Here is a 24,237-nt window from a genome sequence, read left to right on the forward strand (position 1 = left end):
CGGGACGCGGCGGGCGGGGGACCGCTCGCGCCGCTGGGTGCGCAGGGGGTGGGGCTGGGCGGGGCGGTCGGTCGGCGGGTTCGGGTCGGTCCTTCGGGTCGGTCCTTCGGGTGGCTGCTTCGGGTCGCTGCCCGGGTCGGTTCGGGGTCCGGGGTCAGGCGGCGGTGACCAGCAGGGCCACCGCCCGGTCGGTGCTTTCCGGGCCGGTGGAGTCGGAGGAGCCGGTGGCGTCGGTGTCCTCGTCGGTCTGCTCGGTCGGCGCGGCCTGTTCGGTCTGTGCGGCCTGGTCAGCCTGTTCGGCGGCGATGACGAGCACCTGGTCGGCGTCGCCGTCGGCGAGCAGCAGTTCCGCCAGGTCCAGCGCGTCCTGGGGGACCCGTCCGGGTGGCGGGGGCTGGCTCGGGCAGATCGCCACCACGGGGCCGGTCAGGCCCCATCGGGCGGCGATGTGGCCGAGCACGGCGTTCGGGTTGGACTGGAAGAACAGCAGCGGGGGCATCCGCCGGGCGGTGCCGGCGGCGGCCTCCTCGATGGCCCGGGCGGTGGCGAGGTCGCCGCTCGCGCTGGCCAGCAGCAGTGCCGTCCGGCCGGGCGCGGGGGCCGTGCCGTAGTGGGCGCGCAGGCAGCGTTCGGCGGTCTCGGCGACCAGCGGGTTGAAGGTGGACGCGGAGAAGCCGGGCAGCGGCGGGAGTTGCTCGGGCCCGCGGGCTTCGGGGTCGGGCCAGGCGGCCTCGGCGAGGATGCGCAGCGCGGTCATCGGGCGGCCACCAGGAGTGCGGTGTTGGCGCCGCCGAAGGCGGAGTTGAGGGTGAGCGCGTAGCGCGGCCGGGCGGTGCGCGGGCCGTCCAGGACGAGGTCCAGGCCGATCTCCGGGTCCGGCCCCAGCCAGCCGGCGTTGACCGGCAGCAGTCCGCCGGTCAACGCGCCGATGGTGACCACGAGTTCGAGCAGTGCCGAGGCTTCGAGGGCGTGGCCGTGCACGGACTTGCTGGAGCTGACCGGCAGTCGGTCGGTGTGCCCGCCGAAGACCCGCCGCAGGGCGAGGGCCTCGGCGTGGTCGGAGAGGGTCGACCCGGTGCCGTTGGCGTTGACGTAGTCGACCTCCTCGGGCGCGACGCCGGCCCGGCCGAGCGCGGCCTCGATCGCCCGGGCCACGCCGTCGCCCCCGGGTTCGGGGCGGCAGACGTGGTGGGCGTCGCCGGCCCGGCCCCAGCCGGCCAGCCGGGCCAGCACGGGGGCGCCGCGCCGCTCGGCCTCGGTTTCGGCCTCGACCAGGACGGCGACCGCCGCGTCACCGAGCAGGGTGCCGCTGCGGCCGGTGCTGAACGGGCGCAGCTCGCCGTCCCGGGCGAGCGCCCGGCCGGCGTCGAAGGCGGCGAAGACGCCCGGTTCGACCAGGTGCCCGGCGGCGACCAGGACCCGGGTCCGACGGCCGGTGGCGACCAGTTGGGCGGCGTCGGCGACGGCCGTTCCGGCCGCCACGCAGGCGCCGGTGTAGGCGCGCAGGACGCCCGGACCGCCCCAGCGGGCGGTGGTCCCGGCGGCGACCTCGGCCAGGGTGGCCCGGGTGTGCCGGTCGCTGTGGAGGGCGAGCAGCACGGGCGGGCCGCCGTCGGGGTCGGCCGGGTCCAGGGCGGCCCGGCGGCAGGCCTGGCCGACGGCGGCGAGCACCGCGTCGGCGAGCGGGCGCGGTTCGGGCAGCAGTGCGGCGCGGGTGGTGCGGCGGGTGGAGACGTCGAACCGGGTGACCGGGCCGAACGCGGCCTTGCCGTGCACGACGGCCTCGGTGAGCGCGGTGGTCCCTTCGCCGGCGGCGCTCAGCACGCCGACGCCGGTCACCACGGGCCGGACGGCGGTCGGGGCGTGGCGGTTCATGGCCGCGCGGCCCCCGCGACGCCGCCGACGGGGCTACCGCTCGCCGAGGCGCTGCCGACGGCGACGTCGCCGGCCGCGAGCACAGCCGCGCGGAACACCGCGACGGCCTCGTCCACCGTCCGGACGGCCTCGAAAGCCTCGTCGTCCAGGTCCGGTTCGATGCCGTAGCGCTGCTCGAACTCGGCGATCAGCCAGGTGAGTTCGAGCGAGCCGAGCTCATCGGGCACGTCCTCGGCGGCGCGCTGCCCGAACGCCGCGAGCATCTCCAGGACCTCGGCCCGGTCGGGGCGGGCGAGGTCGGTCACGCCGGGCTGCCCGAGGTGGCGGTGGCGGCGGTGATCCGGGCCTCGACATCGGCGGTGAACTGGTCGAGCGTCATCAGCGCGGTGGTTTCCATCTCGTCGAGGTCGAACTTGACCCCGAACTCGTCCTCGACCTGGACCGAGAGGTCGGCGAGGGCGAGCGACTCCAGGTCCAGGCCCGCCGGGCCGAGGTCGGTGTCGCCGGTGACGCCGTCGACGTCGTACTGCATCTCGGCCAGTGCGGAGAGGACGAACGCGCGGATGCGGTCCTGCATGGTGTGCTCCTTGTGCCCGGGCGCAGGCGGTGCGCACGGGGTCGTCGGGGAGGGGAAAGCGGTCCTTCGGGGCGGACTCGGGTGCCCGGGGGCAGCCGTGGCTGCCCGTCGGGGAATCTCGCCCTGCCCTTCCGGGCGGTTCGTGGCGGCCGGGGCGCGAGGCTCCGGCCGGTGGCGTGGGGTGGCATGCGGGCGGGCGCGCCGGGTCGCGGCGCGCCCGGTTCAGCCGGCGGCGGCGCGCAGGGCGGCCGGGTCGCGCAGCAGCTTGCCGGTGGCGGTACGGGGGAGCTGGGGGAGGAAGGCGAGCCGGCGCGGCCGCTTGTACGCGGCCAGCTGCCGGGCGAGCCCGTCCTGGACGAGTGCCCGGTCGGCGCCGTCCTCGGCGGAGAGGTAGGCCTCGATCGCGCCCTCGTCGAAGACCACGACGGCCTCCCGCACCTGGGGGAGGGCGGCGAGGGTCTGCTCGACCTCGGTGAGGTCGACCTTGAGACCGCCGATCGAGACCTGCGAGTCCCGGCGGCCGAGTACGGTGACCCGGCCGGTGGCGGGGTCGAGGGTGGCGGCGTCACGGGTGTGCAGCCAGCCGTCCGCCCAGCGGGTCGGGTCGTCGAGCCCGGGGTAGGGGGAGGCGGCGGTGCGCAGCCGCAGTTCGCCGTCGACGAGCCGCAGTTCCATGCCGTGCACGGGCTGCTTGGCCGGGTGCAGGGTGCCGTCCAGGTCGGTGGCGATCACCCCGAGCTCGGTCATCCCGTACATGGTGCCGAGCGGTACGCCGTAGTGGGCGGTGAAGGCGTCGGACAGGCCGGGCCGGACCAGTTCGCCGGCGACCACCATCCGCCGCAGCTGCGGGAGCTCCGGCGGATCGGCGGCAGCGGCCAGCAGTTCGGCGTGGAACGGCACCCCGATCACGGTGGTCGGGCGGTCGTCGTCGGCGACGGTGGCGAGGATGCCCGCCGCCGTCATCCGGTCCGGGACGGTGAGCGGGGCGTGCGCGTGGAGGCTGTTGAGCAGCCCGCCGACCAGGCCGAGCACGTGCACCACCGAGGACAGCAGCACCACCCGCTCGCCCTCGCCGGGGAACGCCACCAGCCTGCGGTAGCAGTCGAGTTCCCGGATCAGGTCGCCGGCGGTGCGGGCGATCACCTTGGCCGGGCCGGTCGAGCCCGAGCTGAGCTGGACCAGCGCGTGGCCGGTCCCGGCGGGCCGGCCGTCGGGCCGTGCGACGGCCACCGGGTCGACCGCGGAGTAGCCGCGCAGGGCGGAGGCCGCGGGCCGCCCCGCGGAGCCGACCAGCACCTGCGGGCGCAGTCGGGCGACCGCCTGCTCGACCTCGTGCTCGGTCAGCCGGTGGTCGAGCAGCGCCACCTGGGCCCCCAGCCGCCAGGCGGCCAGGAGTACGGCGACGAAGCCCAGGGAGGGCGGCAGCCGCAGGGCGGCGGTGCCGCCCGGGCCGAGTCCGGCCGAGGCCAGTCGTTCGGTCTGCTCGGCGACCAGCGCGCGCAGGGCGTCGCGGTCGACGGGCGCGCCGAAGCGGAGGCACTCCTCACCCCCGGGTCCGGCCAGCAGCACCCGGTCGACCCAGTCGGCGGGAGCATCGGCGTGCGGGGGTGAGAAGGGCGCCGGTGAAGAAGAGGAAAAGCCGGTCAACGCCACTCCACACGTGAGGAGATTTGTCATGGACACTTGGTCGCTACTTTCCCGGGTCGTCGTCGACACCAGGCAATACGTCCAATTCCGTTGCCAGACGATTGCACAGACGATTGGTCAAATCAAGGTCTATACCAATCAGGTCCAGACCTCCTACGCTGCCGATCCGTGGGCCGGTCCGAACGCGGCCGGTCCGGGAACGAGGACGCCCGTGGCACCACTCACGCTGGCCGGGATCGAACGCGCGGCGCGCGATCAACTTGCCCCGGAAATCTGGGACTTCGTCGAAGGCGGCAGTGGCGCGGAACGCACCCTGGCGGCGAACCGGGAAATGTTCGGACGCCATGCGTTCCGCCCGCGCGCGCTCGTCGACGTCTCCGTGTGCTCCCCGGCTGTCGATCTGCTCGGTACCACACTGCAACTCCCGGTGGGAATTGCCCCGATGGCCTACCACCGGTTGGTCCATCCGGACGGGGAAACAGCGACCGCCCGGGCGGCCGGAAAGGCCGGCGCGCTGCTCGTCGCCGGAATCTTCGCCAGCCGCACCCTGGAGGACATCGCCGAGGCCGCCACCGGCCCGCTCTGGCTCCAGGTCTACTGGCTGCGCCGCCGGGAGGCCCTCGCCGCCCTGGTCGAACGCGCCGAGGCGGCCGGCTACGCCGCCCTGCTGCTCACCGTCGACGCCCCCCGGATCGGCCGCCGGCTGCGCGATCTGCGCAACGGCTTCGCCGTCCCGCCGGAGATCCGCGCGGTCAACCTCGACCCCGCCCTGATGGCCGCCAGCCACCACGCGGGCCAGGGGAGTTCGGGCATCGCCGAGCACGCCCGGGAGCAGTTCGACCCCACCCTGACCTGGGCCGACCTCGCCTGGCTCCGCGAACGCAGCCGGCTGCCGCTGGTCCTCAAGGGCGTGCTGACCGCCGAGGACGCCCGCCGGGCCGCCGACCACGGTGTGGACGCGGTGGTGGTCTCCAACCACGGCGGCCGCCAACTCGACGGCGCGCTGCCCGCCCTCGCCGCGCTGCCCGAGGTCGTCGACGCCCTGCCCCCGCACATCCCGGCGCTGCTCGACGGCGGCGTCCGGAGCGGCGCCGACATCGCCGTCGCGCTCGCCCTGGGCGCCCGCGCGGTCCTGGTCGGCCGTCCGGCGTTCTGGGGCCTGGCCACCGGCGGCGAGGCCGGCGTCGGACAGGTCCTCGACCTGCTGCGCGACGAACTGGAGCACACCATGGCCCTGTTGGGCCGCCCCTCGATCGCGGACCTGGACCGCACCGCCCTCGTGCCCTGGCCGGTCTGACCGTGTGCGCACCGACCGCCCCGCCGAGGCCCGCTCCGAGGCCCGCTCCGCCGAGGCCCGCCCCGAGGCCCGCTCCGGCACCCGATCCGGCGCCCGACCTGGCGCCCGCCCCGACCTTTACCCCGACCTCCACCCCGACCGCCGCGACCGAAAGACCGAGACCATGAACAGACAGGACGCCTTCCCCGGCTGGGACTGGGAGGACCCCGACGGCCTCGCCGAGCAGCTCGACCGCTTCAGCGCCGACGTCGCCACCTGCCGGAGCCTCGAACCGGCCGACGGCGGGCTCCCGTTCGACCACCAGGACTTCACCGCCCTGGGCCTCACCGGCATCGAGTTCGCGGCCTTCCGGACCGCCCATCCGGGCGGCCTCGGCAGCGACCTCACCGCGCTCCGCGGTCCCGGCACCGCCACCGAGCCCGGCACGCTCTACCGGGTCGACAGCGACCGCTGGTTCACCCAGCTCGACATCTCCCGCCCGCTGCCCTTCGCCGACGCCGCCGTCGACTGGGTGTACGCCGAGCACCTGATCGAGCACGTCACCATGCCGGTGGCGATCGGCTGGCTGCGCGAAGTCCGCCGGGTCCTGCGCCCCGGCGGCGTGCTCCGGATCACCACCCCCGACCTGGCCCGCTACCTGAACGGCTACGCGACGGGCGACGGCTTCCTCGGCAAGCACCACCGCCGGCTCACCACCATGGGCTTCGGCCCGCCGATGCCGCAGCGCCCGGCGTTCCTGGTCAACCAGATCTTCCGCTACTACGGCCACCAGTGGATCTACGACCTGGACGAACTGCGCTACGTCCTCACCGAGGCCGGCTTCGAGGAGGACCGGATCCGCCACTGCGCCTACCGTGAGGGCGTCCGCGCCGACGTCGCCGACCTGGACACCGCCTTCCGTACCGACGAGACCATCTACGTCGAGGCCGACCGCTGACCCGACGGCCGCCCGACCGGCGACCGCCGCCACGGCCGCCCACCCGATCGCCCGCCCGGTTGCCCGGTTGCCCGCTCGGCGACCGCCCGGCCGCCCACCCGACCGCCGGCCGCCGCCACGGCCGACCGCCGCCCCGAGGAACCCCGATGCCCCTGCACCCCCAGGCCCAGGCCCTGCGCGACCGCCGCGCGAACGCCGGCACACCGCCGCTCTACCGCCTCACCGTGGCCGAGGCCCGCGCCGCCGACCTCGCCGACATCCGCGCCGCCGCCGGCACGCCCGAACCGGTCGAGGCCGTCGAGGAGCACCGCCTCCCCGGCCCCGGCGGCGAGCTCACGCTCCGGCTCTACCGGCCCGCGCCGCCCGCCGACGGCCGACGGCCCCCCGTGCTGCTCTACCTGTTCGGCGGCGGCTGGACCCTCGGCTCGCCCGACACCAGCGACGCGATCTGCCGCGCGCTGACCAACGCCGTCGGCTGCGCCACCGCCTCCGTCGGCTACCGGCTGGCCCCCGAGCACCCCTTCCCCGCCGCCGTCCAGGACTGCGCCGCCGCGGCCGACTGGCTCGCCGCCCACGGGGAGGAACTGGGCCTGGACACCGAGCGCCTCGCCGTCGGCGGCGACAGCGCGGGCGGCAACCTCGCCGCCGTCCTCGCCCTGCTCGCCCGCGACCGGAGCGGCCCCGCGCTGCGCCACCAGCTGCTCGTCTACCCCAACACCGACGCCCGCGCCGACACCCCGTCGCTGCGCGAGCACGACGACCCGGCCCTGTTCAACCGCCGCTCGGTGGCCTGGTACTGGGGCAACTACCTGGCCGACCCGGCCGACGGCGACCACCCGCACGCCTCCCCGCTGCGGGCCCCGGACCTGACCGGCCTGCCGCCCGCCACCGTCGTCACCGCCGAGTACGACCCGCTGCGCGACGAGGGCGAGCAGTACGCCGAGGCGCTGCGCGCGGCCGGGGTCCCGGTGGAGCTGCGCCGCTGGGAGGGCATGCCGCACGGCTTCTTCGCCATGACCGGCACCCTGGACGGCGCCGCCGAGGCCCAGGCGTACGCGGCCGGGCGGCTGCGCGAGGCGCTCGCGTGAGCGCCCCGGTCGCCCGGGCCACCCCGGCCGCGGAGGACGCCGCCGGGCCCGTCACGCTCCCGCTCGCGGAACTGCACGGCTCGCTCGCGGACCCGCTGCTGGACGCGATGACCTTCCTGAACGAGGTCACCACCCGCTACCCGCAGGCGATCTCCTTCGCTCCCGGCCGCCCCTACGAGGGCTTCTTCGAGCCCGAGGACGTCCCCGCCTACCTGGACGCCTACCTCGACCACCTGGCGGCCACCGGCCTGGACCGCGACGCGATCCGCACCACGCTGTTCCAGTACGGTCCGACCAAGGGCATCATCAACGACCTCGTCGCCCGCACCCTGGCCAACGACGAGGGACTCACCGTGGCTCCCGAGGCGCTGGTGCTGACCGTCGGCGCCCAGGAGGGCATGCTGCTGACGCTGCGGGCGCTGTGCGCCGGCCCCGACGACGTCCTGCTGGTCAGCTCGCCCTGCTACGTCGGCGTCACCGGGGCCGCCCGGCTGCTCGACCTGACCACGGTGCCGGTCCCCGAGGGGCCGGAGGGCGGCCCCGACCCGGACGCCGTCCGCGCCGCCGCGCGCGAGGTCCGCGCCGCCGGCCGGCGCCCGCGCGCCCTGTACGTGGTGCCGGACTTCGCCAACCCCTCCGGCACCTCGATGCCGGTGGCCGCCAGGACCGGGCTGCTGGAGACCGCCGCCGAGGAGGGCCTGCTGGTCGTCGAGGACAACCCGTACGGGTTCTTCGCCCGGGACATCGGCGCCCGGCCCACCCTGAAGGCGCTCGACCGCCACCGCCGGGTCGTCTACCTGGGCTCCTTCGCCAAGACCTGCTTCCCCGGCGCGCGGCTCGGCTACCTGGTCGCCGACCAGGAGGTGACCGGTCCGGGCGGCCGGCGCACCCTGCTGGCCGACGAGATCGCCAAGCTGAAGAGCATGACGACGGTCAACACCCCGGCTCTCAGCCAGGCGGTGATCGGCGGGATGCTGCTGACCCACGACTGCCGGCTGCGGGCCGCCAACGCCCCCGCGACGGCCCACTACGCGGCCGCGATGGGGACGCTGCTGGCCGAGCTGGAGCGGCAGCTCCCGGCCGCCGAGCGGGACCGCATGGGCGTGTCCTGGAACATGCCGGAGGGCGGGTTCTTCGCCGTGCTGACGGTGGCGTTCGCGGCGGACGAAGCGGCGATGGAGCGCTGCGCGCGGGACTTCGGCGTGCTGTGGACGCCGATGGCGCCGTTCTATCCGGCCGGGGGCGGTGAGCACCGGCTGCGGCTCTCCATCAGCTCGCTGACGCCCGAGCGGATCGCGGAGGGCGTGGCCCGGCTCGCGGGCTTCCTTCGGGCCGGGGCCGGGGCCGGGGCGGTCGGGTAGCCCGCGGCCCGCGCACATGGAACGGCGGTGCCCCTTCGTGCAAGGGGCACCGCCGTTCCATCTGCGCGGACGGGCCGGTACGGGCTGCGTACGGGCCGGGGCCGGGAAGGCCGGAAGGCGGGCCGACCGGATCCCCTCCGGCCCGGCCCGCCCGCCTCCCGTCTGTCTGCGTGTCTGCGTGTCTGTCTGTCGTGGGTCCGCGGACCCACCGTTCCGGGCCCGGTTCGGCGCAGCCGGTTCAGCATGCGGCCCCACACCCGTTTCACCGAACCCGGTTCACCGCACCCGGGTCGAGAACAGCCGGGCCGACCAGTACACGGCCGCCACCGTCATCACGGCGACCACCAGCAGCCCCTGCCAGACCACGCTGTCCCCGAGATGGCCCGCGAACAGCGCGCGCATGCCCTCCACGGCCCAGTAGAAGGGATTCCACTTGGCCGCCGTCTGCAGCCACATCGGCGCCAGCGCCAGCGGCAGCAGCACCCCCGAGAGCAGCGCGATCGGCTGGGCGAGGGTGTTCACCACCGGCGCCATCGCCTCGTCGGCCGGCAGCACCAGCGCGATCCCGTACGAGATCGCCGAGGTCATCAGTGCGAGCAGGCCCATCAGCAGGAAGGCCAGCAGCAGGTTCAGCGGGCCGACCCGGAGGCCGAACGGCAGCGCGATGATCGTGATGATCACCGCCTGGACGAGCAGCGCCACCGTCTCCCGCAGTGCCCGGCCGAGCAGCAGCGCGAGCCGGCTGACCGGGGTCACCCGGGCCCGCTCGATGATGCCGGCCTTCAGTTCGCCGAGCAGGCTGAAGCCGGTGTACAGGCCGCCGAAGATGCACAGCACCGCCAACAGGCCCGGCACGTAGATCTGGTAGGCCTCGGCGTAGGTGGTCGCGCCCATCGGCGCCAGCACCTGCTTGAGCAGCGGTGCGAACAGCAGCAGGTAGAAGATCGGCTGCATCACGCCGACGGCGATCCAGACCGGGGTCCGCCACATCAGCAGCAGCTGGCGCTGGAAGACCAGCCAGGTGTCGCGGGCGAGCTTCATCGGAGCCCCTCCTCGGGGTTCGGAGGTGAGGGTCAGGACTGCTCGATGGAGCGGCCTGTGCGAGCCAGGAACACGTCGTCCAGGCTGGGGCGTTGCAACTGCACGGTGCCGGTGGTGACGCCCGCCCCGTCGAGGGCGCGCAGCAGGTGCGGGACGGCGGCCGCGCCGTCGTCCAGGTAGAGCCGCAGGCCGTCCTCGCCGCGCAGTTCCAGGCGGTGCAGTTCCGGCAGGCCGGGCTGCTCGCGCAGGGCCTTGGCGGCGCGCTCGGCCTCGCCGGGGCCGAGTCCGACGAGCACGACGTCGCCGGATATCTCGCGTTTGAGCGTCTCCGGCGTGCCCTGGGCGACGATGCCGCCGTGGTCGACGATGGAGACCCGGTCGCAGAGCGCGTCGGCCTCGTCGAGGTAGTGGGTGGTGACGACGACGGTCATGCCCTCGCCGCGCAGCCGCCGGATCTCGGTCCAGACGTGTCCGCGGCTGGCGGGGTCGAGGCCCACCGTGGGCTCGTCCAGGAACAGCACCTTGGGCGAGTGGATGACGCCGAGCGCGATGTCCACCCGGCGGCGCTGGCCGCCGGAGTAGGTGCGGCACGGCCGGTCGGCGAACTCGGTGAGCTCGAAGGCCTTGAGGGCGTCGTCGGCGTGGCGCACGGCCTCGGCCTTGCCGGTGCCGTGCAGCCGCGCCTGCATCACGAGTTCCTCGCGCGCGGTGACGGCGTCGGTGGTGCCGCCGCCCTGGGCGACGTAGCCGATCCGGCGGCGGACCTCGGCGGGGTCGGCGAACAGGTCGGCCCCGGCGATCCGGGCCTCGCCGCCGTCGGGGCGGATCAGGGTGGCGAGCATCCGCAGGGTGGTGGTCTTCCCGGCGCCGTTGGGGCCGAGGAAACCGAAGATCTCACCCGGAGCGACGTCCAGGTCGATGCCCCGGACAGCGTCCACGGGGGGCTGGCCGCGTTTCTTGGAGGGGTAGGACTTGCTGAGCCCCTTGGTCTCGATCAACCAGAACTCCCGTGCGGGGATGGGTTTGCCGGGGCGCCGAAGGCGGCGCGCGGGCCACCTGGAAAGTGGTGCTGCGGGCCACCCTAGGGGCTTCGGCACCCCGGAAACAATGGCCTAGACCAATGGATTGGCCCAAGGGGCACCCGGTGTGACCAGTGCCTCCACCCGGTCGGCGGCCACCGCGGCCCCGCCGCCGGCGAGCAGTTCCGCCCCGACCCCGGCCGCCGCCGCCCGGTACCCGGGCTCCTCCAGGACGGCCCGCAGCACCGCCGCCAGGTGATCCGGCGTCACCCGGGCGAACGGCACCCGCAGTCCCGCGCCTGCCGCCGCCACCTGGGCCGCCACGAACGGCTGGTCGTGCCGGATCGGCGCCGTGACCAGCGGCAGTCCGTGCGCCAGGGCCTCGCCGACGGTGTTCATCCCGCCGTGGCACAGCACCGCGTCCAGCACCCCGCGCCGCATCAGCTCCAGCACCGGCGCCCGGTCCACCGCCACCGCGTGACCCGGCAGTTCGGGCAGCAGCCCGCCGGGCGCCGCGAACACCGGCTGCACGTCCGGTCCGGACAGCTCCAGCGCCCGCACCGCCCGGGCCAGGAAGTCCGCGCCGAGCTCGCCGGACAGGGTGCCCATGGTGACCAGCACCCGGCGCCGCCCCGGCAGCAGCCGCTCCCAGGGGAACTCCGGATCGGCCGGCCGGTCCGTCAGTACCGGCCCGACGGCGGCATGGTGCGCCGGGACGGACCCGGGGCCGCCGGGTCCAAGGCCGGCCGGTCCGGGGTCGGTCAGTGCGGGGCCGGTCGGCGCGGGACCGGTCAGCGCGGGACCGGTGAAGGTGAGCACCAGCGCGGGGGAGAAGCGCGGGTCGACGTACTCCTCCTCGGGCAGCCCGGCCCGCAGCCACAGGCCCCGGAGCAGGCCGGTCATCCACTGCTCCAGCAGCGGCAGCCCCCGGAAGGGCCGCCCCAGCTCCATCGCCCCCGGTGCCAGCGTGCCCCAGGGCAGCCGGTGCCGGTGCGCCACCAGCGCCCCGGCCGGGGTGTGCTGGTCCACCAGCAGCGCGTCCGGCCGGAACTCCCGCACCGCCGCGTCCAGCGCCTTGGTGGTGAACCGCGCGTACGGGACGATGAAGCCCTCCCACAGCGAGCGGACGGCGGCCAGCCCGTGGCCGCCCTGCGCCCGGAACGCCCGGGTGCCGGTGCCGAACACGGTGGCGTCCGGCCCGAGCAGCGGCCGGAGCGCCGACTCGGTGCCGGTCCAGGCCACCTCGTGGCCGCGCGCCACCAGCTCCCGGGCCAGGCCCACGGTCGGATTGACGTGCCCGGTCAGTGGCGGGACCACCAGCAGGAAGCGGCTCATCGGGCGTCCTCCGCGGGCAGCAGCCGCTCGACGTCGGCGACGGTGAGGGCCTCCAGCGCGGCCAGGTCCAGTCCGGCCCGCAGCGCGGCGAGGTCCACCGACGGGCCGAAGCTCCGGCGCAGGCCCTCGTGCAGTGCGGCGAGCTCGGTCTCGTCCAGCAGCAGGTCGCCGTCCAGCCGGGACGGCCCGGTCACCCCGGCGGCCCAGCCGGGCGGTGCCTGTGCGGCCTCCGCCAGCAGTGCCACCAGGGCCGGACGGACCGGCGGTACGGGGACGGGACGTTCACGATCGTTCATCAGGGACTCCACCGGCTCGACGACGCGGGGGCGGGGGACGGCGGCACGTGGCCTGCGCGTTCCGTGGGGGTGAGCTGTGCGGACTGTGCGCCGCAACCGCCCGAGATCACTTGTGCGGACCCGTCGGGCGTGGGAATACTAGCCCGCGTGACCGCACTGGAGGCAGTGGCCGTCCACCTCCCCCACCACACCGTGCCCATCGAGGCAGTGGGCGAGCGCCTGGGCCTGACCCCACGTCAACTTCGACTCTTCCGCCGCTTCCACGGCCTGGACCAGCTGCGACTGGACCCGGACGGGAAGCTGCCCGACCTGCTCGGCGCCGCCGTCGACGCCCTTCCGGAGCTGCGCGGACGCGAACGGGACATCCGTTTCGTGATCCACGCGCGCAGCATGCCGGTGGCCGTGCCGTACCCGCTCAACCCGCTGCACGACCTGCTCCACCGCTACGGCCTCGGCCACGCCCAGGCCTTCACCGTGACCCACCACGCCTGCGCCGTCGGCCTGCTGGCCGTCGACCTGGCCGGACGCCTGCTCGCCGGAGAACCCGATCCGCGGGCGCTGGCCCTGGTGCTCGCCGGGGAGAAGACCTTCACCAAGGACGCCCAGGTGGTGCCCGAGACCGGGATCTTCGCCGAGGGCGCGGCCGCCTGCCTGGTCAGCGCCGGCGGCGACCGCGACCGGGTGCTGTCCTACGCGGTGCGCCAGCGCCCCGAGTTCGACGGCCGGCTGGCCGAGGACCCGGACCTGCTGGCCCGCTACCAGCGGGAGTACCCGGATGTGATGGTCGAGGCGATCGAGGCCGCTCTGGAACAGGCAGGTCTGGACCTCTCCGAACTGGCGCTGCTGCTCCCGCACAACGTCAACCAGGCTTCCTGGCGCACGATCGCGCGCCGGATCGGCTTCCCGATCGGGAAGGTGGTGCTGGACAACGTGACCTCGGTGGGGCACAGTTTCGCTGCGGACGGCCTCATCAACCTGCACACCGCCACCACGCGGGGGCTGCTCGACCGGGGCGACCGCTACCTCGTCGCGGCCGCCGGTATCGGAGCGACCTTCTCCGCCATGGTCGTCGAGCACTGACGCCGGACGGCCGACCCGCCGTCGGCCCGTCCTCCCCGGTCCTTCTCCTTTTCCCCCGGGCGCCGGTCCTTCGGCCGCTCCGCCCCACTCCACCACGCACGACGGGACGGTCCCACCCATGTCCGACCAAGTGGTCCAGACCACCGACACCGAGCTGCGCGTCCGGATCCTGCACAGCCTCGGCGAGCTGATCCCGCGCGTCCTCAAGCGGGACCCGTTCGAGATCCCCGAGAACGCCTGCCTCTTCGACGACCTCGGCCTCACCTCGGCCGGCACCATCGAGCTGATCCTCGAGGTCGAGGAGGCACTCGACATCCAGGTCGACGTCGAGCAGATCACCGAGGACGACCTGCGCTCGGTCACCAATCTGGCCGACTACGTCGCCGCGCACGTCATCGCCGAGGACTGACCGGTGTCCGCCGCCCCGGGTCTCACCCGGGTGCTGACGCGGTACGCCGACGGCCGCTCCGAACTCTCCCTCGACCCCGACCTGCGGGTCTTCGTCGCCGACCTGGTCCGCCCGTACGGCCTGCCGCTGCGCGAGGACCTGCTGGCCGAAGGGGTCGGGCACGCCTACGAGGAACTGGCCGCCGGCCTGCTCACCGAGGCGCTCGGACCGGACGAGCCGGCGGACGTACTGATCCAGGCCTTCGACTCGCCCGACGTCCGGCCCGGAGCGCCGACCTCGCTCGCGCTCAGCCGCTCCTGTGCGGGCACGCCCACCGCGCTCGCGCTCTGCGACCAGGGCACCGCCGGGGCGTTCGCCGCGCTGCGCGCCGCGCTCGCCTACCAGCGGACCGGCGTCGCACGGCGCGCGGTGGTCGTCCTCGCCGAGCAGACCGCGCTGCACCACCGGCCGCCCGAACCGGTCACTCTGCCGGACCGCCACTGTGCCGTCGTCCTGGTCTGCGAGACGCTGCCCGGGGAGGAGTTGACGGTCCGTCAGGACAGTGGTGCGGCAATCGGCGCGGCCGGCTCCGTCGACCCGGCCGGCTCGGTCGGCTCTTTCGGCTCTTCTGGCTCTTTCGGCTCGGCGTACTCGCCCGACTCGGTCGCGGAGGAGGTCCGCCGGCAGGCGAAGGCGCTGGGGGAGGAGGCGGCCGTCCTGCTCGCCGCCGGGCTGGAGGTGCCGGGCCTGGACGCCGTCCGCGTCCCCGCCGGCCAGCCGTTCACCGGACTGTGGTCGGCCCTCGCCGACCGGCTGCCCGACTGGCGGTCCGAGCGGCGACCCGTGCTGCTGGCCGACCTCGACCGGAGGCTCGGCGTGCTCTCCACCCTGACCCTGCGCGCGGGTCCGCCGTCATGACCGGCTCCGGTCCGGCCCCGGCCGGCACCGGTCCCGCCGCTCCTACCGCCCCTGCCCTCCCTGCTACTTCTGTCGCTCCGGCCGCTCCGGGGGCCCGCGCCGACCTCATCGACATATGGCTGATCCCCACCGACCAGCCCGAGCCGGTGGTCCGCGCCCTGTACGAGCTGCTCGACCCGGCCGAACGCGCCCGCGCGGACGGTCCTGACCGGCGCTTCGGGCGACGGTTCACCGTCGCCCACGGCGCCGTGCGCCTGCTCGCCGGAGCCCGGCTCGGCCGCGATCCCGCGCGGCTGGTCTGGCGCTACGGCCCGCACGGCAAACCCGGGATCGACGGCCTCGCCGTCAACCACTCCGCCTCCGGCGCCCTCGCGGCCGTCGCCCTCACCGAGGGGCGCGCCGTCGGGGTGGACGTCGAGGAGGTCCGGGACGCGCGGGTCGCGGTGCGGATGGCCCGGCGCTACTTCCCGGCCGCCGAGGCCGAGTCGGTCGCCGCCGACCCGGACCCGGCCGGGCGCTTCACCGTGCTGTGGTGCCGCCGCGAGGCATGCGTCAAGGCGTACGGCGGGCGGCTGGTCCAGGGCTTCGGGCTGCCGCTGGACGGGCCGTCGCCGGTGCTGCTCGCCGACCCCGGCGCGCTCGGCCCTGGGCCCTGCCGGGTCGAGGACGTGCCCGCCCCCGACCGGTTCCGGGCCGCGGTGGCCGCCGTCGGCATCGGGCCGTCCGGCGTCCGACGGCGGGTCTGGTCACCACCCGATTGACCTGCCATGTCAGGTAGTTGACGAAGCGTCATAGCGGCGCCGTGGACCCGCCGGCATCCCAGATTTCTGGTCTGGACCACATGATCGTCCCGCTGGTAGCGTCCCGACCGCACCTCGCCCAGACCTGCGAACCGAAGGGCGCGATCGACGTGATGACGCACGACGTGACCGAGACCGAGGGCCTGATCACGGCCCGTTTCCACGGAGTGGGCGGCGGCTTCGGCCCGCTCACCCTCGGCCAGGACAACATGCTCCGCTGCATCGGGCGCGACCGGCCCGAACAGATCAACCGCGAGTCGGTCTGGCCCGTCCCCGAGGGCACCACCGTCGCCACTGCCGTCGCCGCCCTGCGCGCGCTGCTGGAACGGCACGAGTCGCTGCGCACCGTCTTCCCGCCCGGCCCCGGCACGGACGGCTTCCCCGAACGCCAGGAGGTGCGTGCCGAGGGCGAGTTCACCGTCTCTCTGGTCCCCGTCGGCGACCGCGAGGGCGCCGGGATCGACGCCCTCGCCGACGAGCTGGGCCGGGCCGACGTCGCCGTGCCGTTCGACCTGACCGCCGCCCCGCGGCTGCGTTTCACCCTGCTCACCGAGGGCGAACTCGTGCACCGGCTGGTCGTGGTGGGCTGCCACGCCGGAGTCGACGGCGTCGCCGTCACCCTGCTGATCCGCGACTGGCTGGCCCTCGCCACCGGCGCGCAGCTGCCACCGGCCGGCGCCCGCACCCCGCTCGAACTCGCCGCACTGGAGCAGAGCCCCCAGGGGCGCCGCAAGACCGCGGCCGCGCTCAAGCACTGGGAGACGGTCCTCAGCGCCGGGCCGTCGAGTTCCTTCTCCGTCGACGGCATGACCCCCGGCCCGTCCGAGGGGACGGCCGCCCTGCTGCTGCGCTCCCGGACCGCCGCCGCCGACCTCGAAACGGTCTGCCGCCGCACCGCCGCCGGCCCCTCGGTCGTCCTGTTCGCCGTCTTCGCCGCCCTCGCCGCGCACCGCGCCGCCCGCACGGACCTGGTGATCTCGGCGTTGTCGGCGAACCGCCAGCGCTCCGCCCTCGCCGACCACATCGGCACCCTGGCGCAGGACGCCCTGATCGCCCTGGAGGTCGGCCCCTCCGCCGCGGACGACGACCTGGACGACCTGGACGCCCTGATCGGCCGCACCAAGGTCGCCTCCTTCACCGGCTACTGGCACAGCACGCTCAACGCCGACAAGGTGTGGCAACTGGTGGAGGACGTCGCCGAGCGGCGCGGCGCCCGTTTCGCCCGCCAGATCGTCGTCAACGACCTCAGCCTCGCCATCCCCGAGGCCCTCTCCGACGCCCGCCCGGCCCCCACCGCCGACCCCGAGGTGCAGTGGCTGCCGGACCAGCCGCTGCCGGTGCGCCTCATGCTCAACATCCTGCGCACCGCCGGCAGCCTGGAGGTCGCCCTGCTGGCCTGCCCCGAGGTGCTCGAGCGGGCCGACGCCGAGCGCTTCGCCCGTGCCGTCCCCGCCGTCCTCGCCGCCGCCGCCGAGGGACCGCTGCCGCTCGCCGGGCTGGCCGCCCTCAGCGGCCTGAGCCCCGCCACCCGCACCGGCGACTGGCAGCGGATCGGCGCCGACTGGATCGACCTCGCGGCCGTCCGCGCCCTGGTCACCGACGCCCTCGGCGCGCGGGCGACGGCGGTCGACCTCGGCTACCAGGAGGGGCGGCTCACCGCCCGGATCGCCACCGCCGACCAGGGCCTCACCCCCGCCGCCGCACACCGGGCGGTCGTCTCCACCCTCCCCGGCCGCGAGACCGCGATGGCGCCGCACCACTATGCCGTCCACCACCACCCCGGCCCACTGCCGCTGCTCACCTGGCCGACCCTCCCCGCACACGCGGAGGGCTCGGGCCGCCGGGCGGCGGCGATCCCGGAGTAGCGCCCGCCCCGCCGGGCCCGCCGTCCCCGGTCTCCGCCGCGCTCGCCGTCCCCAGTCTCCGGTGTGCCCGGCCCTCCCCGCTGCGGCCCGGGCGGGCCCGGCGGAGACTGGGGACGGACCCCGGCTCCCGGGGCACCCCCGACGCCGGGAGGGCCATGCTGCTCGGACTCACCACCGCCCTGGCCGCCACCGTCTGCTTCGGTTTCGGCTCGGTGCTCCAGGCGGGAGGCGCGCGGGAGGCGCCGCACGCGGACCGGGTGCGGGTCGGCCTGCTGGCCGCCCTGCTCCGGTCCTGGCGGTTCCTGCTCGGCACCGGCCTGGACATCGCGGGCTTCGCCCTGAGCATCGTCGCCCTGCGCACCCTGCCGCTGTTCCTGGTCCAGGCCGTCACCAACGCCAGCCTCGCCGTCACCGCGCTCGCCGCCGCCCGGCTGCTCGGCGCCCGGCTGCACCGTGCCGACCTGCTGGGCATCGCCGCCGTGGTGGTCGGCCTGACCCTGCTGGCCCTCGGCTCCGGGAGTGCGGGCCGCGACCACGCGTCGGCCGCGTTCCACTGGGCGCTGCTCGCCACCACCGTGCTGATGCTGCTGCTCACGTTCGCCCTCGCCCGCCGCAGCGGGAACGCGGCGGCGGTCGGTCTCGGCCTGCTGGCGGGGGTGGGCTTCGGGGTCACCAGCCTCGCCGTCCGGGTCCTCGACGTCTCCGGGCCGCTCGACCTGTTCACCGACCCGGCCGCGTACGGGCTGGCCCTGGGCGGCCTCGGCGGGTACCTCGCCTATGCGCTGGCCCTCCAGCGCGGCACGGTGACGGCGGTGACCGCCGCCGGGACCGTGTCCGAGACCTTCGGCCCGGCGCTGGTCGGGGTGGTGGCGCTCGGCGACACCGCCAGGCCGGGCTGTGCCTGGTGCGCGGTGACCGGGTTCGTGGTGGCGGTCGGCGGCACCTTCGTGCTGTCCCGGTTCGGCGAGGTGGAGTCCGAGCTGGGCCTCCCGCCGGAGTCCGCGGGGCCGGGCCCGCCGGAGGAGTCCGCCGAACCGGTCCCGCCGGAGGCCCCGCCTTCCGGTCCGGGCGCCACCCGGTCCGGAGACCATCCGGGTCGCCCGAACGGCTCCGCCATGCAAAGGTGATTTGCCGGACAAAACGGGACGGCAAGGTGCGCACAGAGCGGCAGGTGCCATGACCACGGACCCCACGGATGCCACGGACGGCACGGACGACGCCCGTCCCAGCTCCCGAGGGCCCCGGCGGCGCCCCGCCGGCGACCCGCCGATCGCGCTCGTCACCGGCGCCTCCTCCGGAATCGGCACCGCCACCGCCGACCGGCTCGCCGCCGCCGGCTGGCGACTCCTGCTCTCCGGCACCGACCAGACCCGGCTCGACGCCGTCGCCGCCCGCACCGGAGGCCGCGCGCTGCCCGCCGACCTCGCCAAGCCCGACGGCGCCCAGCGCCTCGCCGAAGCCGCCCTCTCCGCCGCCGGCCGGGTGGACGCCCTCATCGCCAGCGCCGGCCTCGGCTGGCGCGGCCCCTTCGCCCAGACCCCCACCGACACCCTGGACCGGATGCTGGAGGTCAACCTCGCCGCCCCGCTGCGGCTGGCCCGGCTGCTCCTGCCCGGGATGCTGGAACGCGACCGGGGCCGGATCGTGCTGCTCGGCTCGATGGCCGGCCAGGTCGGCGTCCGCGACGAGGCCGCCTACGCCGCCACCAAGGCCGGGCTCACCATGTTCGCCGAGAGCCTCTGGTACGAGCTGCGCGGCACCGGCGTCGGTGTCCGGCTGATCCTCCCCGGAGCGGTGGCGACCCCCTTCTTCGCCACCCGCGGCACCGACTACCAGCGCGAACGCCCCCGTCCCGTCTCCGCCGAGGCGGTGGCCGACCTCGTCCACGCGGCGATCACCACCGAGCGCGACCGGGCCTTCCTCCCGCACTGGCTGGACTTCCCGGCCCGGATCCACGGCGCTGCCCCAGGCTTCTTCCGGCGGATGGCGGCCCGGTTCGGGTGAGGGCCCGGAGGGGCACTGCTCTCCTGCTCGGCGCCGCCGCCGGCGTCGAACTGCTCCACCTCGCCCCGGCCACCGTCCGACTGCCGCCCGTCAAACGCCTGCTGGCCCGCCGCACCGCCGGCTACGGCACCGCCCCGGGGCACCTCGCCCTCACCTTCGACGACGGCCCCGACCCGCGCGGTACCCCGCCGATCCTGGACGCCCTCGACACCCTCGGCCTCCGCGCCACCTTCTTCCTCCTCGGCGCCATGCTCGAACGCTCCCCGGACCTCGGCCGCGAACTGGTCGCCCGGGGCCACGAGGTCGCCGTCCACGGCTGGCACCACCGCCGCCAGTACTACCCCGCCCCCGCCCGCGACCTGCGCGAACTACGCCGCGCCACCGAAGCGGTGGCCGACCTCGCCGGCGCGCCCCCGCTCTGGTACCGCCCGCCCTACGGGGTCCTGACCGCCGGCCAGGCCCTGGCCGCCCACCGCCTCGACCTGCGCACCGTCCTGTGGACGGCCTGGGGCCGCGACTGGGAACCCGGCGCCACCGGCCCCTCCGTCCTCGCCACTGCCCGCCCCCACCTCACCGGCGGCGCCACCCTCCTCCTCCACGACTCCGACTGCACCTCCACCCCCGGATCCTGGCGCGCCACCCTCGCCGCCCTTCCCCTGATCGCCGCCCACTGCCACGACCACGGCCTCACCCTCGGGCCCCTGCGGGATCACGGCGTCCGGGGTGGCTGAAGCGCGGAAGAGCCCGGCCTGGGCGTGCGTCGGGCCGCTTCCCCCGTCGCGATCGGGGGAAGCGGCCGTTGGCGTATCAGTGTCCTCTGCACGGGACGGGTCGAGGCCGGTGCGGGAGCGGTGTCAGGCCAGGCCGACCCGTTCCAGGGCCGCTTCGAAGCCGGTGCGCCAGCCCTCCGGGGTGGCGCCCGGTGAGCGGTGCGGTTCGGTACCCGGTCGGTCCAGCCGAAGAGGTGGAGGCGGGGGCGGTAGGGCAGCCGGCGTTCCTTTCGGTGTTGCTGCTTGCCAGGGTGACGACGTGCGGTCCGGCGTCGGTGAGTTCGGCGGCCGTGCGGGCCAGCGGGTCGAGGCCCCAGGCGCCGGACATCGGTAGGACGTACCGTCCGTCGGGCGGCACTCGCAGGTGATGCCCAAGAAGCCGGTGTCGTCCTGTACCCAGCTTGTGAGGGGTGACGTCGGTGCAGAGCGCCAGATGCCGGAAGGTCGGCAGGCCGCTGCGCAGTTGTTGGCCCGCCAGGCTGTGGCGGGCCAACGGTGGCGGAGACCTGTGCGACCACGTCGTCCCCGTCGGCTTTGGCCGAGTCCGGATCCTCGCGCTGTTCGTGAGGCTGCTATGGCGTGAACAGAGCAGCCCGGAAGGCACCCCGTACCTTCGTCAGAGGTTCACGGTCACGGGTGTGGAAGAGCTTGTTGGTGAAGAGCGCCGCCCAGATCCCTTGTTCCGGCGAGATCCAGAGACCGGTGCCGGTGAAGCCGTAGTGCACCCACACGTCGTCGGCCGGATCCGTGTCAGGGGCGGGATGCCAGAGGAGGCCCCTGGGCGGGGTCAGACTGCCGGTCTGGATACGGAGGGACTCCCGCACCCATTCAGCACCGAACGGGGCGTCATCGGCGTTGAGCAGGGCGGTGGCGAATAGGGCGATGTTCTCGACGGTGGAGAACACCCCGGAGATCCCGCACACCCCGCCGAGCAGGCGTGCGGAGAAGTCGTGGGCGGTTCCGCGCAGGGGCTGCCCGGTGGCCTCGTCGACCTCCGTCGGGGCGCAGCGCCGCACCATGTCGGGCGGGACCGGGCCGAATCGGGTCTCTGTCATTCCCAGCGGCTTCCATACGGTATCCGAGGCGAGTTGATCGAGCGTGGTGCCGGTGAGGTACTCGGCGAGGTACCCCAGGACGAGTGCGGCGCGGTCGGTGTACTCGACAGCCTCGCCCGGGGGCCGGTGGAGGGCCTCATGGAGAACACCGGCTCGGACCGCAGCCCGGTCGGTGCCGTACGAGTTCCGCAGATTCGCCCGCAACGGAACTCCGGCGCTGTGCGTGAGGAGTTGGCGCGCGGTGACCTGCCCGAGGGGGTGGCCGGCGACCTCAGTCCAGAGGGTTCCCAGTGAGTCGTTCAGCGGGAGCCGGCCGGCCTTCCAAAGACACCCGAGGACCGCCCATACAGCGGTGACCTTGGTCAGGCTGGCAAGGTCGAAGACCGTTCCGGCAAGCATCGGCTCGGTGCCGTCGAGCGTTCCGCAGACGCCGCCGGCCAGCGGGCCGGTCCGGTCCCCGGCGGCCCAGACGGCGCCGGGGTAGGTCCTGCGCGCCACGCCTTCCTGGACGAGTACCTGGACGGCTTCGGTGTCGTGGATCATGTCGCTCCCTGTCGGGGTGGGTGCCCCGGAAGCGTAGTGAGGTCGGCCTGCCCGGCGCAGGACGCCCTGCCGCCAGGCGAGTTGCGCGGCAGGAGTGTTGAGCGCGTCGGTGGTGGAGTCCGAACCCGGGCCTCCGAAGGGGCCCGGGCGCGGGCGGTGTCAGGCCAGGCCGACCCGTTCCAGGGCCGCTGTGAAGCCGGTGCGCCAGCCCTCCGGGGTGGCGCCGGGGGAGGGGGCGGGCTCGGGGCGGGTGAGGGCGGCGAGAGCCGAGCGGACCACCTCGGTGGGGCGGGCGGAGACGACGTCGGCGTGGCCGAGTTCCAGTTCGTGCTGGAGGTTGTCGCGGCCGTGGCCCTGGACGACGTCCAGCAGCAGGAGGCGGCGGCCCAGGGCGCGGGCCTCGCTGCAGGTGTCGCCGGAGCTGGTGACGACGAGGTCGGCGGCGGCCATGAGGGCAGGTACTCGGTCGGTCCAGCCGAAGGGGTGGAGTCGGGGTCGGCGGGCGGCGGCGCGGCGCAGGCGGCGTTCGAGTTCGGTGTTGCTGCCGGCGACGGCGAGGACGTGCGGTCCGGCGTCGGCGAGTTCGGCGGCGGTGCGGGCCAGTGGGCCGAGGCCCCAGGCGCCGGACATCAGCAGTACGCAGCGCGCGTCCGGCGGCAGGCCCAGCCGCTCCCGGGCCTCGGCGCGCGAGGGCGGGCGGTAGAACGGCGCGCGCAGCGGGGCGGGCAGGACGGCCACCGGGGCGTCCGGGCGGTAGCGGCGGACGCCGCAGGCGGCGACCTCGGAGGTGACCAGGAACAGGTCGGTGCCGTCCTGCACCCAGAGCCGGTGCGGGGTGACGTCCGTGCAGAGCACCAGATGGCGGAAGGCGGGCGGGTCGCCGCGCAGGTGGTTGACGGCGGAGGTGGCGGTGGCGAACACCGAGACCACCAGTTCCGGGCGCTGCTCGGCGAGCAGCGCCCGGACGGCGGGCACCAGCCGGCGCCGGGCCGCCGCGTCGGCGAGCAGGGCGATCCGGGCGCCGGGGCGCAGGGCGGAGAAGTGGAACGCGTCGTAGACGCCGGGCAGGTCGAGCAGTCGCCGGAAGACCGCCTCCCCGGCGTTGCCCGCGCGCTGCCCGAGCAGGGCCATCGCGTCGACCGTGCTGGTGGTCCAGCCGAGTGCCTCCAGGGAGTCGGCGCAGGCCCGGGCCATCACGTCGTGGCCCTGGCCGAGCGAGCCGGAGACCAGCAGCGCGTGCGGCACCGCCCGGTCCCGGCTCAGGCGCCCTGGCGGGGGCCGGTCGCTGGGCCGGTCGCAGGACCGGTCGCGGGGCCGGCCGGCGGGGCGGCTTCGGAGCGGTACCAGTCGGCGTACCGCCGCACGCCGTCGGCGAAGCTGGTGCGGGGCGACCAGCCGAGCAGCCGTTTGGCCTGCGCGGCGGAGATCCGGCGCCCGGCGTAGTCGGCGGTGCGGGCCTCGATGTGTTCGATGGTGACCGGTCCGAGCAACTGGTCGACGGTGTCGGCGATGTCGCGGACCGAGACGGCGGTGGAGCCCTCCAGGGCGAAGGTCTGGTCCTCGGCGGCGGGGGAGAGGGCACGGACGTGCGCGTCGGCGAGGTCCTCGACGTAGACGAAGTTGCGGCTCTGCCGCCCGTCGCCCGCGATGGTGATCGGCCGCCCGTCCAGCGCGGCCTGCACGAACCGGGCGACCACCAGCTCGTCGCGCATCCGCGGCCCGTACGGGATGCCGTACCGCAGGATGGTGAAGTGCCGCCCGTACAGCTGGCGGTAGCTGTGCACGAGCATCTCGGCGGCCAGCTTGGTGGCCACGTAGAGGTGTCCGCTGTGGTCCAGCTCGATCGGCACGTGCTCGTCGAGCTCCTGCTCCTCGTCCTCCATGCCGGCCTCGCCGAGGGCGGCCCCGTACACCCAGACGGTGCTGGCCAGGACGGTCCGGCTGAGGTCGTTGCGGCGGGCGGCCTCCAGGACGGCCTCGGTCCCGTCGATGTTGGCCCGCACGGCGCCGACCGGGTCGGCGGCGACCCGTTCGACGTCGGCCTGCGCGGCCAGGTGGAAGACCACCTCGCAGCCGTCCAGGGCGGCGGTGAGGGCGGGCAGGTCGAGGACGTCGATCCGCGCGTGGTCGGCGTCGGGGTTGAGGTACTTGTCGGTGGAGTCCACCGCGAGCACCTCGTGCCCGGCGGCGAGCAGCCGGTCGACGACGTGTGAGCCGATGAAGCCGCATCCTCCGGTGACCGCTATCCGCACGGTTCTCGCCTTTCTCTCTCGCCTGCTCGCGTTTCCTGCTCGCCTGCTCGCCTGCTCGCGACGGTTCTCGCGACCGGCGCGGTCCGTCG

General features: G+C 75.1%; 24 protein-coding genes. 12 read left to right on the forward strand and 12 right to left on the reverse strand.

The annotated features are described in order from the left end of the window. Positions 1–154: 154 nt before the first annotated feature. The 5 genes from SM793_RS20125 to SM793_RS20145 form a co-directional block, all read right to left on the reverse strand. Positions 155–757 carry a hypothetical protein gene (locus SM793_RS20125; protein ID WP_320439613.1) on the reverse strand — a complete coding sequence of 201 codons (603 nt, stop codon included), beginning with the start codon at positions 755–757 and terminating at the stop codon, positions 155–157. Further along, positions 754–1,875, reverse strand: a complete 1,122-nt coding sequence (locus SM793_RS20130) for a beta-ketoacyl-[acyl-carrier-protein] synthase family protein (protein ID WP_320439614.1) — start codon at positions 1,873–1,875, stop codon at positions 754–756. Before SM793_RS20130 ends, SM793_RS20125 begins: the two co-directional genes overlap by 4 nt. Then, on the reverse strand, positions 1,872–2,180 hold the full coding sequence (locus tag SM793_RS20135; protein ID WP_320439615.1) for an acyl carrier protein: 309 nt from the start codon (positions 2,178–2,180) through the stop codon (positions 1,872–1,874). The genes SM793_RS20130 and SM793_RS20135 overlap by 4 nt, the downstream gene beginning before the upstream one ends. Beyond that, positions 2,177–2,452: a phosphopantetheine-binding protein gene (locus SM793_RS20140; RefSeq protein ID WP_320439616.1), complete on the reverse strand. Its 276-nt coding sequence runs from the start codon at positions 2,450–2,452 to the stop codon at positions 2,177–2,179. The genes SM793_RS20135 and SM793_RS20140 overlap by 4 nt, the downstream gene beginning before the upstream one ends. 222 nt (positions 2,453–2,674) lie before the next feature. After that, positions 2,675–4,105, reverse strand: a complete 1,431-nt coding sequence (locus SM793_RS20145; RefSeq protein ID WP_413815996.1) for a class I adenylate-forming enzyme family protein — start codon at positions 4,103–4,105, stop codon at positions 2,675–2,677. Positions 4,106–4,310: 205 nt separating this feature from the next. On the opposite strand from SM793_RS20145, the gene SM793_RS20150 reads away from it, so the two are divergent. The 4 genes from SM793_RS20150 (at position 4,311) to SM793_RS20165 (ending at position 8,782) form a co-directional block, all read left to right on the forward strand. Continuing rightward, entirely contained in the window at positions 4,311–5,396 is a 1,086-nt protein-coding gene (locus SM793_RS20150; RefSeq protein ID WP_320439618.1) for an alpha-hydroxy acid oxidase, read from the forward strand. Between the two features lie 4 nt (positions 5,397–5,400). Next, a complete protein-coding gene (locus tag SM793_RS20155; RefSeq protein WP_320439619.1) occupies positions 5,401–6,333 on the forward strand; it encodes a class I SAM-dependent methyltransferase in 933 nt (310 codons plus the stop codon). 146 nt (positions 6,334–6,479) lie between these two features. Next, complete coding sequence (locus SM793_RS20160; protein WP_320439620.1) at positions 6,480–7,421, forward strand: alpha/beta hydrolase; 942 nt, start codon at positions 6,480–6,482, stop codon at positions 7,419–7,421. After that, a complete protein-coding gene (locus SM793_RS20165) occupies positions 7,418–8,782 on the forward strand; it encodes a PLP-dependent aminotransferase family protein (RefSeq protein WP_320439621.1) in 1,365 nt (454 codons plus the stop codon). Before SM793_RS20160 ends, SM793_RS20165 begins: the two co-directional genes overlap by 4 nt. A gap of 276 nt (positions 8,783–9,058) precedes the next feature. Here the strand turns inward: SM793_RS20165 and SM793_RS20170 are convergent, their stop codons facing one another. The 4 genes from SM793_RS20170 to SM793_RS20185 form a co-directional block, all read right to left on the reverse strand. Next, positions 9,059–9,823: an ABC transporter permease gene (locus tag SM793_RS20170; protein ID WP_320439622.1), complete on the reverse strand. Its 765-nt coding sequence runs from the start codon at positions 9,821–9,823 to the stop codon at positions 9,059–9,061. A 32-nt stretch (positions 9,824–9,855) separates the two neighbouring features. Then, on the reverse strand, positions 9,856–10,821 hold the full coding sequence (locus SM793_RS20175) for an ATP-binding cassette domain-containing protein (RefSeq protein ID WP_320439623.1): 966 nt from the start codon (positions 10,819–10,821) through the stop codon (positions 9,856–9,858). 114 nt (positions 10,822–10,935) lie between these two features. Next, positions 10,936–12,177 (reverse strand): glycosyltransferase, encoded by a 1,242-nt coding sequence (locus SM793_RS20180; RefSeq protein ID WP_320439624.1) that lies wholly within the window; start codon positions 12,175–12,177, stop codon positions 10,936–10,938. Next, the gene (locus SM793_RS20185) at positions 12,174–12,473 is read right to left on the reverse strand and encodes a hypothetical protein (RefSeq protein ID WP_320439625.1); all 300 of its coding nucleotides are present in this window, start codon (positions 12,471–12,473) and stop codon (positions 12,174–12,176) included. Before SM793_RS20185 ends, SM793_RS20180 begins: the two co-directional genes overlap by 4 nt. A 147-nt stretch (positions 12,474–12,620) precedes the next feature. Here SM793_RS20185 and SM793_RS20190 point away from each other — a divergent pair, with 147 nt between their 5' ends. The 8 genes from SM793_RS20190 to SM793_RS20225 all read left to right on the forward strand — a co-directional run bounded on the left by SM793_RS20190 (position 12,621) and on the right by SM793_RS20225 (position 20,259). Then, positions 12,621–13,553: a 3-oxoacyl-[acyl-carrier-protein] synthase III C-terminal domain-containing protein gene (locus SM793_RS20190; RefSeq protein WP_320439626.1), complete on the forward strand. Its 933-nt coding sequence runs from the start codon at positions 12,621–12,623 to the stop codon at positions 13,551–13,553. 118 nt (positions 13,554–13,671) lie between these two features. After that, positions 13,672–13,962, forward strand: coding sequence for an acyl carrier protein (locus tag SM793_RS20195; protein WP_266272654.1), 291 nt, complete (start codon positions 13,672–13,674; stop codon positions 13,960–13,962). Between the two features lie 3 nt (positions 13,963–13,965). Then, the gene (locus SM793_RS20200) at positions 13,966–14,859 is read left to right on the forward strand and encodes a hypothetical protein (RefSeq protein ID WP_320439627.1); all 894 of its coding nucleotides are present in this window, start codon (positions 13,966–13,968) and stop codon (positions 14,857–14,859) included. Then, the gene (locus SM793_RS20205; protein WP_320439628.1) at positions 14,856–15,620 is read left to right on the forward strand and encodes a 4'-phosphopantetheinyl transferase family protein; all 765 of its coding nucleotides are present in this window, start codon (positions 14,856–14,858) and stop codon (positions 15,618–15,620) included. Before SM793_RS20200 ends, SM793_RS20205 begins: the two co-directional genes overlap by 4 nt. An 80-nt stretch (positions 15,621–15,700) precedes the next feature. Beyond that, positions 15,701–17,524, forward strand: coding sequence for a condensation domain-containing protein (locus SM793_RS20210; protein WP_320439629.1), 1,824 nt, complete (start codon positions 15,701–15,703; stop codon positions 17,522–17,524). A gap of 155 nt (positions 17,525–17,679) precedes the next feature. Next, a complete protein-coding gene (locus SM793_RS20215) occupies positions 17,680–18,651 on the forward strand; it encodes a hypothetical protein (RefSeq protein ID WP_320439630.1) in 972 nt (323 codons plus the stop codon). A 49-nt stretch (positions 18,652–18,700) separates the two neighbouring features. Next, positions 18,701–19,528 (forward strand): SDR family NAD(P)-dependent oxidoreductase, encoded by an 828-nt coding sequence (locus SM793_RS20220; RefSeq protein WP_320439631.1) that lies wholly within the window; start codon positions 18,701–18,703, stop codon positions 19,526–19,528. Continuing rightward, positions 19,525–20,259, forward strand: a complete 735-nt coding sequence (locus tag SM793_RS20225) for a polysaccharide deacetylase family protein (protein ID WP_320439632.1) — start codon at positions 19,525–19,527, stop codon at positions 20,257–20,259. Before SM793_RS20220 ends, SM793_RS20225 begins: the two co-directional genes overlap by 4 nt. Before the next feature lie 611 nt (positions 20,260–20,870). On the opposite strand, the gene SM793_RS20230 is transcribed toward SM793_RS20225, so the two are convergent. The 3 genes from SM793_RS20230 to SM793_RS20240 all read right to left on the reverse strand — a co-directional run bounded on the left by SM793_RS20230 (position 20,871) and on the right by SM793_RS20240 (position 24,148). Continuing rightward, positions 20,871–21,896 (reverse strand): serine hydrolase domain-containing protein, encoded by a 1,026-nt coding sequence (locus SM793_RS20230; protein ID WP_320439633.1) that lies wholly within the window; start codon positions 21,894–21,896, stop codon positions 20,871–20,873. 159 nt (positions 21,897–22,055) lie between these two features. After that, entirely contained in the window at positions 22,056–23,141 is a 1,086-nt protein-coding gene (locus SM793_RS20235) for an MGDG synthase family glycosyltransferase (protein ID WP_320439634.1), read from the reverse strand. Positions 23,142–23,155: 14 nt separating this feature from the next. Beyond that, a complete protein-coding gene (locus tag SM793_RS20240; RefSeq protein ID WP_320439635.1) occupies positions 23,156–24,148 on the reverse strand; it encodes an NAD-dependent epimerase/dehydratase family protein in 993 nt (330 codons plus the stop codon). Between the last annotated feature and the right edge of the window lie 89 nt (positions 24,149–24,237).

The organism is Kitasatospora purpeofusca (assembly GCF_034043715.1).
GTDB classification, from domain to species: Bacteria; Actinomycetota; Actinomycetes; order Streptomycetales; family Streptomycetaceae; genus Kitasatospora; species Kitasatospora purpeofusca_A.

Excerpts from the sequence above, each read along its gene's own strand:
- SM793_RS20220 (WP_320439631.1), top strand. The coding sequence starts at position 18,701 with ATGACCACGGACCCCACGGATGCCACGGACGGCACGGACGACGCCCGT.
- SM793_RS20170 (WP_320439622.1), bottom strand. The coding sequence starts at position 9,823 with ATGAAGCTCGCCCGCGACACCTGGCTGGTCTTCCAGCGCCAGCTGCTG.
- SM793_RS20125 (WP_320439613.1), bottom strand. The coding sequence starts at position 757 with ATGACCGCGCTGCGCATCCTCGCCGAGGCCGCCTGGCCCGACCCCGAA.
- SM793_RS20210 (WP_320439629.1), top strand. The coding sequence starts at position 15,701 with ATGATCGTCCCGCTGGTAGCGTCCCGACCGCACCTCGCCCAGACCTGC.
- SM793_RS20140 (WP_320439616.1), bottom strand. The coding sequence starts at position 2,452 with ATGCAGGACCGCATCCGCGCGTTCGTCCTCTCCGCACTGGCCGAGATG.
- SM793_RS20205 (WP_320439628.1), top strand. The coding sequence starts at position 14,856 with ATGACCGGCTCCGGTCCGGCCCCGGCCGGCACCGGTCCCGCCGCTCCT.
- SM793_RS20160 (WP_320439620.1), top strand. The coding sequence starts at position 6,480 with ATGCCCCTGCACCCCCAGGCCCAGGCCCTGCGCGACCGCCGCGCGAAC.
- SM793_RS20215 (WP_320439630.1), top strand. The coding sequence starts at position 17,680 with ATGCTGCTCGGACTCACCACCGCCCTGGCCGCCACCGTCTGCTTCGGT.
- SM793_RS20180 (WP_320439624.1), bottom strand. The coding sequence starts at position 12,177 with ATGAGCCGCTTCCTGCTGGTGGTCCCGCCACTGACCGGGCACGTCAAT.
- SM793_RS20230 (WP_320439633.1), bottom strand. The coding sequence starts at position 21,896 with ATGATCCACGACACCGAAGCCGTCCAGGTACTCGTCCAGGAAGGCGTG.
- SM793_RS20130 (WP_320439614.1), bottom strand. The coding sequence starts at position 1,875 with ATGAACCGCCACGCCCCGACCGCCGTCCGGCCCGTGGTGACCGGCGTC.
- SM793_RS20195 (WP_266272654.1), top strand. The coding sequence starts at position 13,672 with ATGTCCGACCAAGTGGTCCAGACCACCGACACCGAGCTGCGCGTCCGG.
- SM793_RS20185 (WP_320439625.1), bottom strand. The coding sequence starts at position 12,473 with ATGAACGATCGTGAACGTCCCGTCCCCGTACCGCCGGTCCGTCCGGCC.